We start from the raw sequence: 9,379 nt of genomic DNA on the forward strand, positions 1-9,379 counted from the left end.
CCCCCCCCTCTTCCCCCCCCCCCCCCCCCCCCCCCCCAACCCCGCTCCCACATTGGTATCTGGCGTCTGGAATTTATTTGCTCTTCTTCGGAATCCGCACCACGCGGGTATCGGAATAGATGTCGTGCCAGGTGCGCTTCTGCTTGTCGTACAGCGACCAGAAGAATCCAAGCCCTGCGCACAGCCACGAAGCGATCGACACCATAAACCGCAGCAGCGCCTGCCACAGGCTGATCGCGCTGCCATCGGCGTTCTGCACACGTATGCCCCACACCTGCATGCCCAGTGTCTGACCACCGTGAGTCCAGAACTTGGCGAAGAACGCAAACAGCACCAACAGCAGCACCGTGGAATACAGCGGATCGCCATCCATTTTTCCGGCGTCGGTCAGCACGCGCAGGCGTTCTTCACCGATGATCGCTGCCTGGATTAACTTGTAGACGAATCCGGTGACGATCAGCAGGGCGGTGCACAGCAGGAAGTCATAGAACATCGCTGCCAGGCGGCGGCCGAGGCCAACAGCAGGAAAGTCGCCCTGGGGAGTGAGCAGGTTTTTCGACATGGCAGCCTCTGGACGCAAAATGAAGCGCCATTTTACGGATTCGCGCGCACAAAAAAGCCCCTGATATCAATATCAGGGGCTTTTTCGTTACAGAAGATTAGCCTTCTGCTTGTACTTCATCAGCCTGCATGCCTTTCTGGCCTTGCACAGCAACGAAGGTCACTTTCTGGCCTTCTTTCAGGCTCTTGAAGCCGTTGCCCTGAATGGCGCGGAAATGCACGAACAGATCCGGACCGCTTTCTGGAGTGATAAAACCAAAACCTTTCTCGTCGTTAAACCACTTGACGGTACCGCTCTGACGTGTCGACATTTCTTATATCCTTTGACGCATAAATTGATGACAGTCTCTTTCTCATGAAAGAGTACTGGGGCTGGTTGCAGGAGAGTAAGAAGACGTCGAGCGGGATGTAGCTAACTTTGTAGGCTACTGCCCAGGTCACGATTCCAAGCTGACCCATGCAAACACAGTGAACAAACTCTACGCCAACTACGGGAGAAAAAACAAGCCCCGCGAAGGCCCCGGTTTTCCTGCCCCTGCAGACAGTTAGTCAATCCACTAGTGCAGGCTTAGACGATTAGCTTGTTCAATTGTTTTCGAACGTTATAAGCAAAGTTCATATTCGAATCGGATGTTAGAAAATGCACTTTTTTGTGGCGATTGCGTTACACATTAGTGCACGCATAACGCAATCGCGTTACTTATAGAAACAGTCAATCAACCACGATAGTAGCGTTGTGGAACAAATGGCATTTTGCTTACAAGCATTTGCACCTTTTTCCCACGAACGATGGCCCAGACTGGTGTGTCGAGAGCGACATAAGCGCTGTCGAGGTAACCCATCGCCAATGGGCCACCCAAGGTCGGGCCGAAGCCGCCGCTGCACACGCTGCCGATGATTTCGCCGGCTTCGTTGACGATTTCTGCGCCTTCACGCACGGGCGTACGCTCCTGTGGCAGCAGGCCGACGCGTTTGCGCGCGACACCGTTCTGTTGCTGGGCAAATACCTGTTCCGCACCCGGGAAACCACCGGCGCGCGCGCCATCGGCACGGCGTGGCTTGGAGATCGCCCACAACAGGCTGGCTTCGATCGGGGTGGTGTCGGTATTCATGTCGTGGCCGTACAGGCACAGGCCGGCTTCCAGGCGCAGCGAGTCGCGGGCGCCGAGGCCGATGGCCTGGACTTCCGGTTCAGCGAGCAAAGCGCGGGCGAGTTTTTCCGCATCGGCGGCGGGCACGGAGATTTCGAAACCGTCTTCACCGGTGTAACCCGAGCGGCTGACGAAGCAATCCACGCCCAGCAGTTGCACGCGGTTGAACTGCATGAAGGTCATCTTCGCCACCTCTGGCGCAAGACGCGCCAGCACGGTGACCGCAGCCGGGCCTTGCAACGCCAGCAGGGCGCGGGCTTCGAACAGCTCCGTAATGGTGCACTGGTCGCCGATGTGTTGTTGCAAATGCGCGAGATCCTGATCCTTGCACGCGGCGTTGACCACCAGGAACAGCTCGTCGTTGCCCAGATTGGCGACCATCAGATCATCGAGAATGCCGCCGCTCTCATTGGTGAACATCGCATAGCGCTGCATGCCCACCGGCAGGTCGATGATGTCCACCGGTACCAGGCTTTCCAGGGCCTTGGCGGCATTGGCGCCGGTCAGGCGGATCTGGCCCATGTGCGAGACATCGAACAGCCCGGCCTGCTCGCGGGTGTGCTGGTGTTCTTTCATCACGCCCAGCGGGTATTGCACCGGCATGTCGTAGCCGGCGAACGGCACCATGCGGGCGCCGAGTTCGAGGTGCAGAGCGTGCAGCGGGGTTTTCGACAGTTGTTCGGTGGACATGCGCAACTCCTTGATTCACGCCAACCCTCTCCCGGGGGGAGAGGGGGCTAATTAGCATTCGATGATGTTGACTGCCAGACCGCCGCGGGCGGTCTCTTTGTATTTGCTTTTCATGTCGGCGCCGGTCTGGCGCATGGTGCGGATGACTTTGTCGAGCGAGACGAAGTGTTGTCCGTCGCCGCGCATGGCCATGCGCACCGCGTTGATCGCTTTCACCGAGCCCATGGCGTTGCGCTCGATGCACGGCACCTGCACCAGCCCGCCAATCGGGTCGCAGGTCAGGCCGAGGTTGTGTTCCATGCCGATTTCCGCGGCGTTTTCGACTTGCTGCACGCTGCCGCCGAGCACTTCGCACAACGCGCCGGCCGCCATCGAGCAGGCCACGCCGACTTCGCCCTGACAGCCGACTTCGGCGCCGGAGATCGAGGCGTTTTCCTTGTACAGAATGCCGATGGCGGCGGCGGTCAGCAGAAAACGCACCACGCCGTCATCGTTCGCCCCCGGGATAAACCGCATGTAGTAATGCAGCACCGCCGGAATAATCCCCGCCGCACCGTTGGTGGGTGCGGTGACTACGCGGCCACCGTTGGCGTTTTCTTCGTTGACGGCGAGGGCGTACAGGTTGACCCAGTCGAGCACGGACAGCGGATCGCGCAGCGCCGATTCCGGGTTCTTGCACAGTTGCCGGTGCAATGCCGCCGCCCGGCGTTTGACCTTCAGCCCGCCCGGCAGAATGCCTTCGTTGCGACAGCCAGCGGCGACGCAGTCCTGCATCACTTGCCAGATTTTCAGCAGACCGGCGCGTGTCTCGGCTTCCGGGCGCCAGGCGCTTTCGTTGGTCAGCATCACCTGGCTGATCGACAGCCCATAGGTGGCGCAGTGACCGAGCAAATCCTTGGCACTTTTGAACGGGAAGGTCAGCGGGGTGGCGTCTTCTACGATGCGGTCGGCCCCGGCCGCGTCTTCATCGACCACAAAACCACCGCCCACCGAGTAGTACTCGCGGCTGCGGATCTGAATACCGGCCGCATCGAAGGCACGAAAGATCATGCCGTTGGGGTGATAGGCCAGCGGCTTGCGAATCATCGCCAGGTGTTCTTTCTCGTTGAACGTGATGCTGTGTTCGCCGAGCAGATTCAGCCTGCCATTGCCGCGAATTTCCTGCAGACGCGCGGCGACGGTTTCGGTATCGACGGTGTCCGGGTGTTCGCCCTCAAGGCCAAGCAGCACGGCTTTGTCGCTGCCGTGACCCTTGCCGGTGGCGCCAAGCGAGCCGTACAGCTCGACTTTGACGGAGGTCGTTGCAGGCAGCAGGTCGTCGCGGCGCAGGCCTTCGGCGAAGCGCGCAGCGGCTCGCATCGGGCCGACGGTGTGGGAGCTGGAAGGGCCGATGCCAATCTTGAACAGGTCGAACACGCTTAACGACATGAGTGGTTCTCCGGTTTCTTGTTATAGGAATTGGCGCAAGCTCGAGGCTGGACACAAATCCCCTGTGGGAGCGGGCTTGCTCGCGAATGCGGTGTGTCAGGCAACATTGATGGCGATTGATACACCGCATTCGCGAGCAAGCCCGCTCCCACATTGGGATCTATGGTTTTGCTGAAATCGGGGCAGGTAAACCTGCCCCGCATCCGTTTAAGCGTAGCTTTCGATCGACGGGCAGGCGCAGACCAGGTTGCGGTCGCCGAACACGTTGTCGACGCGGCCGACCGGCGGCCAGTATTTGCCTTCGACCAACGACGCCACCGGATACACCGCTTGCTCGCGGCTGTACGGATGGGTCCACTCGCCGACCAGCTCCGCTGCGGTGTGCGGAGCGTTTTTCAGCGGGTTGTCGTCCTTGTCCAGCGTGCCGTTTTCCACCGCGCGCATTTCCTCGCGGATGCGGATCATGGCGTCGCAGAAGCGGTCCAGTTCTTCTTTGGATTCGCTTTCGGTCGGCTCGATCATCAGCGTACCGGCCACCGGGAACGACATGGTCGGCGCATGGAAACCGAAGTCGATCAGGCGCTTGGCAACGTCATCGACGCTGATGCCGCTGCTGTCTTTCAGTGGACGCAGGTCGAGGATGCATTCGTGCGCCACCAGCCCGTTGCTGCCGGTGTACAGCACTGGGTAGTGCTCTTCGAGGCGACGGGAAATGTAGTTGGCATTGAGGATCGCCAGTTGCGAAGCACGCTTCAGACCGGCGCCGCCCATCATGCGAATGTACATCCAGGTGATCGGCAGAATGCTTGCGCTGCCAAACGGCGCTGCACAGACCGCGCCTTCCTTGCGTGCCATCTGGCCGTGACCCGGGAGGAACGGGGTCAGGTGCGACTTGACGCCAATCGGGCCGACGCCCGGGCCGCCACCGCCGTGCGGGATGCAGAAAGTCTTGTGCAGGTTCAGGTGCGAGACATCGCCGCCGAACTTGCCCGGCGCGCAGAGGCCGACCATCGCGTTCATGTTGGCGCCGTCGATGTACACCTGGCCGCCGTTGTCGTGAATGATCCCGCAGATTTCGCGGATACCTTCCTCGAACACGCCGTGGGTCGACGGGTAGGTGATCATCAGCGCCGCGAGGTGTTCGCGGTGCTCGATGGCTTTGGCGCGCAGGTCTTCGATATCGACGTTGCCACGCGCATCGCACGCGGTCACCACCACGCGCATGCCAGCCATGTTGGCGGTGGCCGGGTTGGTGCCGTGGGCCGACGACGGGATCAGGCAGATGTCGCGGCGCTCGTCGCCACGGCTCTGGTGGTAAGCGCGAATCGCCAGCAGGCCTGCGTATTCACCTTGCGAACCGGCGTTCGGTTGCAGCGAGATCGCGTCGTAACCAGTGGCGGCGCAGAGCATCGCTTCCAGTTCATCGGTCAGTTGCTGATAACCGGCGCTCTGTGCGGCTGGGGCGAACGGGTGCAGGGCGCCGAATTCGGCCCAGGTCACCGGGATCATTTCGCTGGCGGCGTTGAGTTTCATGGTGCACGAGCCCAGCGGGATCATGGTGCGATCCAGTGCCAGGTCCTTGTCCGCCAGTTTGCGCAGGTAGCGCATCAGCTCGGTTTCCGAGTGATAACGGTTGAACACCGGGTGGCTGAGGATCGGCGACTGACGCACCAGCGCAGCCGGGATGGTGCTTTGCACCGAAGCGGCCAGCGCAGCGAAGTCCGGCAGGGCCTTGCCGTCGGCGAACAGCCCCCATAGGGTTTCAATGTCAGCCTGGGTGGTGGTTTCGTCCACCGACAGGCCCAGACGCTCGGCATCGATGACTCGCAGGTTGATCTGCGCGGCGTGTGCCTTGTCGTGCAGGGCGGCGGTGTGTGCACCGGTGGCGAGGGTCAGGGTGTCGAAGAAGTTTGTCTGCTCGACTTTCGCGCCCAGTGCGCTCAGGCCCTTGGCCAGAATCGCGGTCAGGTGATGCACGCGGTTGGCGATCTGCGTCAGACCTTTCGGGCCGTGGTACACGGCGTACATGCTGGCGATGTTGGCCAGCAGCACTTGTGCGGTGCAGATGTTCGAGGTGGCCTTCTCGCGGCGGATGTGTTGCTCGCGGGTCTGCATCGCCAGACGCAGCGCCGGTTTGCCGAAACGGTCAACCGAAACGCCGACCAGACGGCCCGGCATGTCGCGCTTGAACGCATCCTTGGTGGAGAAGTAAGCCGCGTGCGGGCCACCGAAACCCAGCGGCACGCCGAAGCGTTGCGCGGAACCGATGGCGACGTCGGCGCCGAACTCGCCCGGAGCGGTCAGCAGCGTCAGAGCCAGCAGATCAGCGGCCACGGCCACCAGCGCGTTGGCGGCGTGGAAACGCTCGGTCAGTTCGCGGTAGTCGAACAGGTCACCGTTGCTCGCCGGGTATTGCAGCAGCGCGCCGAAGAACGGCGTGACGTCGCTCAGTTCACGCTCATCGCCGACCACCACGTCGATGCCCAGCGGCTCGGCACGGGTGCGCAGCACGTCGAGGGTTTGCGGGTGGCTGTGGATCGAGGCGAAGAATTGGTGGCTGCCCTTGTTCTTGCTCAAGCGTTTGCAGAAGGTCATGGCTTCGGCAGCGGCGGTGGCTTCGTCGAGCAAGGAGGCGTTGGCGATCGGCAGGCCGGTGAGGTCGCTGATCAGGGTCTGGAAGTTCAGCAGCGCTTCGAGACGGCCCTGGGAAATTTCCGGCTGGTACGGGGTGTAAGCGGTGTACCAGGCCGGGTTTTCCAGGAGGTTGCGCAGGATTGGCGACGGCGTGTGGCAGTTGTAGTAGCCCTGGCCGATGTAGGTCTTGAACAGTTGGTTTTTGCCGGCGATGGATTTGATCATCGCCAGTGCATCGGCCTCGCTCAGGCCGTCGTCCATGCCGAGCACGCTGGTGCCCTTGATGCTTTCCGGGATGACGCTGGCGCTCAGCGCTTCGAGCGAATCGAAGCCGAGGCTGTTGAGCATGGCCTGCTCGTCACCGGCGCGCGGGCCGATGTGACGGGCGATGAATTCGTTGGCAGTGCCGAGGTTTACTTGGGTCATGTCGTTACTCCTCAGGCTTCGGCTTGGGCTTTGATCAGACGGTCGTAGGCGTCCTGGTCCAGCAGTTTCGCCACCGCCGAGGCGTCGCTTGGCTGGAAGCGGAAGAACCAGCCTTCGCCCAGCGGATCTTCGTTGACCAGTTCCGGGCTGCCGTCCAGTGCCGGGTTCACTTCCACAACTTCACCGTCGAGGGGCATGTACACACCGCTGGCGGCTTTCACCGATTCCACGGTGGCGGCTTCGGCGCCTTTTTCGTAAGCCTGCAGCTCAGGCAGTTGCACGAACACCACGTCGCCCAAGGCGTTCTGCGCGAAAGCGGTGATGCCGACAGTAACGCTGCCGTCAGCTTCGGTGCGCAGCCATTCGTGATCTTCAGTAAAACGCAACTCGCTCATGGAAACTCCTAAGGGGGCCAGACTCGTCTGGTGGACGCGGTGGAAGGCTCGGGCAGGAAAGCCCTGATTTTATGAACGGTTACTTAGCAAGAACGCGGCCATCTTGGGTTTATCTATATAAATCAATTGGTTGGATGATTTTTGAAGTGGTCGGAATCGAATGGCTGTAGCGAAATCGCTACAGCTTGGGGCAGGGAGAAAAGCTGAAGCGGATCAAAGCCTTGCACGGCGGCGATTGGAAGAGGGTGTAGTGATATCGTTCCACTGTAGCGCTTTCAGTACAGATGGAGGTCGTTTTTAACGCAGGAAATATAAATCCTGAACTGGAAACCCGCACTGTAGGAGCTGCCGAAGGCTGCGATCTTTTGATTCTGTTTTTCAAGATCAAGATCAAAAGATCGCAGCCTGCGGCAGCTCCTACAGGGGATTTGTGGTGGTTCAGGGTTTGTTGGGAATGCCGTATTTGCGCAGTCGATGGGCAATCGCCGTGTGCGAGGTTTGCAGGCGGCTGGCCAGTTGGCGGGTCGAGGGGTAGCTGACGTAGAGCTTTTCCAGCAGCGATTTTTCGAAGGATTCGACGGCTTGTTCAAGGCTGTCGACGTCGCTGTCGGTCTGCCGCGCCACCGAGGTGCCGGCGATGTCGAGGTCGCCGATGTCCACCAGACTGCTTTCGCAGATCGCGGCGGCGCGGAAGATCACGTTCTGCAACTGCCGCACGTTGCCCGGCCAGCGGTTGCCGAGCAGCGCCGGATAGGTGCCGGGCGCGAGGCGGCAGACCGGGCGCTGAATCTGCGCACAGGCCTGCTGCATGAAATAACGCGCCAGCAGCAGGATGTCCTGCCCGCGTTCACGCAGCGGCGGCACTTCGACGTTGAGCACGTTGAGGCGGTAGAACAGGTCTTCGCGGAACAGGCCTTCGCTGACCATTTTTTCCAGGTCGCGGTGCGTGGCGCTGAGGATCCTCACGTTGACCTTCACTTCACGATCGCCGCCCACTCGACGGAAGCTACCGTCGTTCAAAAAGCGCAGCAGCTTGGCCTGCAAGTACGGCGACATCTCGCCGATCTCGTCGAGAAACACCGTGCCCTGGTTGGCCAGTTCCATCAGCCCCGGTTTGCCGCCACGTTGCGCGCCGGTAAAGGCGCCGGGGGCGTAGCCGAACAGTTCGCTCTCGGCGAGGTTTTCCGGCAGCGCCGCGCAGTTCAGGGCGAGGAACGGCGCACTGTGCCGGGCACTGATGGCGTGGCAGGCGCGGGCCACCAGTTCTTTACCGGTGCCGGTTTCGCCTTGAATCAACAGCGGCGCATCAAGCGCTGCGACTCTTTGCGCGCGCGCCTTGAGGGTGCGGATCGCCGGGGATTCGCCGAGCAACGCATCGAAGCCTTCGGCATGGTCATGGTGCAACGCCGAGAGCTGTTCGCCGATGCGGTTTGGCTGATAAAGGGTCAGCAGCGCGCCGGCGTCGGTGATCGGTGTGGCGTCGAGCAGCAGGGTCTGGCCGTTGACGGTGATCTCGCGCAACGGCAGGCGGAAGCCTTGTTCGAGCAGGGTTTCCAGCAGGCCGGGATCGTTGAACAGTTCCGAGACACTTTCCCCCGCCGGTTCACGCCCGTACAGCGCGATCAGTGCCGGGTTGGCCAGCAGCACCTTGCCGGCGCTATCGAGGGCGAGTACCGGATCGGTCATCGCCGCGAGCAGCGCATCGAGCTGCAGGTGCCGACGCTGGCCGGGGAGGATGTCGACCACCGTCACCGCTTCTACACCGCGCACGCGAAACAACGCATCTTTCAATTCTTCGAGCACTTGCGGGCTCAAGGTCGGGGCGTCGATGTAGACGTTGGGCGGGATCATCTCCACCGCATCCAGATTGAGATTGCGTCCACCGAGGATAGCCAGGACTTCCTGGGTGATGCCGACGCGGTCGATGAAGCTGACGTGGATACGCATGGGGCGGTTCAGTGTTCTGCAGTGCGGAGGGTGGCAAGTATGCCTTGGGGCGGGGCAATGGTGAAATCTGCAACGATTGTCAGCGCTACACGTATACCTTGTGGGAGCGGGGGTTGGGGGGGGGGGGGGAGGGGGGGGGGGGGGGAG

7 protein-coding genes are annotated in these 9,379 nt (G+C 61.3%); all 7 read right to left on the reverse strand.

Translation table 11 applies throughout. The features are described 5' to 3' along the window. Nucleotides 1-73: 73 nt before the first annotated feature. The gene (locus AC27VU_RS28795; RefSeq protein WP_098965267.1) at nucleotides 74-562 is read right to left on the reverse strand and encodes an RDD family protein; all 489 of its coding nucleotides are present in this window, start codon (nucleotides 560-562) and stop codon (nucleotides 74-76) included. Between the two features lie 97 nt (nucleotides 563-659). Next, on the reverse strand, nucleotides 660-872 hold the full coding sequence (locus AC27VU_RS28800; protein ID WP_003237709.1) for a cold-shock protein: 213 nt from the start codon (nucleotides 870-872) through the stop codon (nucleotides 660-662). A 405-nt stretch (nucleotides 873-1,277) separates the two neighbouring features. Then, nucleotides 1,278-2,402, reverse strand: coding sequence for a glycine cleavage system aminomethyltransferase GcvT (gcvT, locus tag AC27VU_RS28805; protein WP_488725400.1), 1,125 nt, complete (start codon nucleotides 2,400-2,402; stop codon nucleotides 1,278-1,280). A 51-nt stretch (nucleotides 2,403-2,453) separates the two neighbouring features. Further along, entirely contained in the window at nucleotides 2,454-3,830 is a 1,377-nt protein-coding gene (locus AC27VU_RS28810) for an L-serine ammonia-lyase (protein WP_226499535.1), read from the reverse strand. Between the two features lie 207 nt (nucleotides 3,831-4,037). Beyond that, entirely contained in the window at nucleotides 4,038-6,890 is a 2,853-nt protein-coding gene (gcvP, locus tag AC27VU_RS28815; RefSeq protein WP_488725401.1) for an aminomethyl-transferring glycine dehydrogenase, read from the reverse strand. 11 nt (nucleotides 6,891-6,901) lie between these two features. Further along, nucleotides 6,902-7,285, reverse strand: a complete 384-nt coding sequence (gene gcvH, locus AC27VU_RS28820; RefSeq protein WP_003227486.1) for a glycine cleavage system protein GcvH — start codon at nucleotides 7,283-7,285, stop codon at nucleotides 6,902-6,904. Nucleotides 7,286-7,723: 438 nt separating this feature from the next. Continuing rightward, a complete protein-coding gene (locus AC27VU_RS28825) occupies nucleotides 7,724-9,232 on the reverse strand; it encodes a sigma-54-dependent transcriptional regulator (RefSeq protein WP_045122605.1) in 1,509 nt (502 codons plus the stop codon). Between the last annotated feature and the right edge of the window lie 147 nt (nucleotides 9,233-9,379).

It is taken from the genome of Pseudomonas sp. 14P5.3.2 (assembly GCF_057799175.1).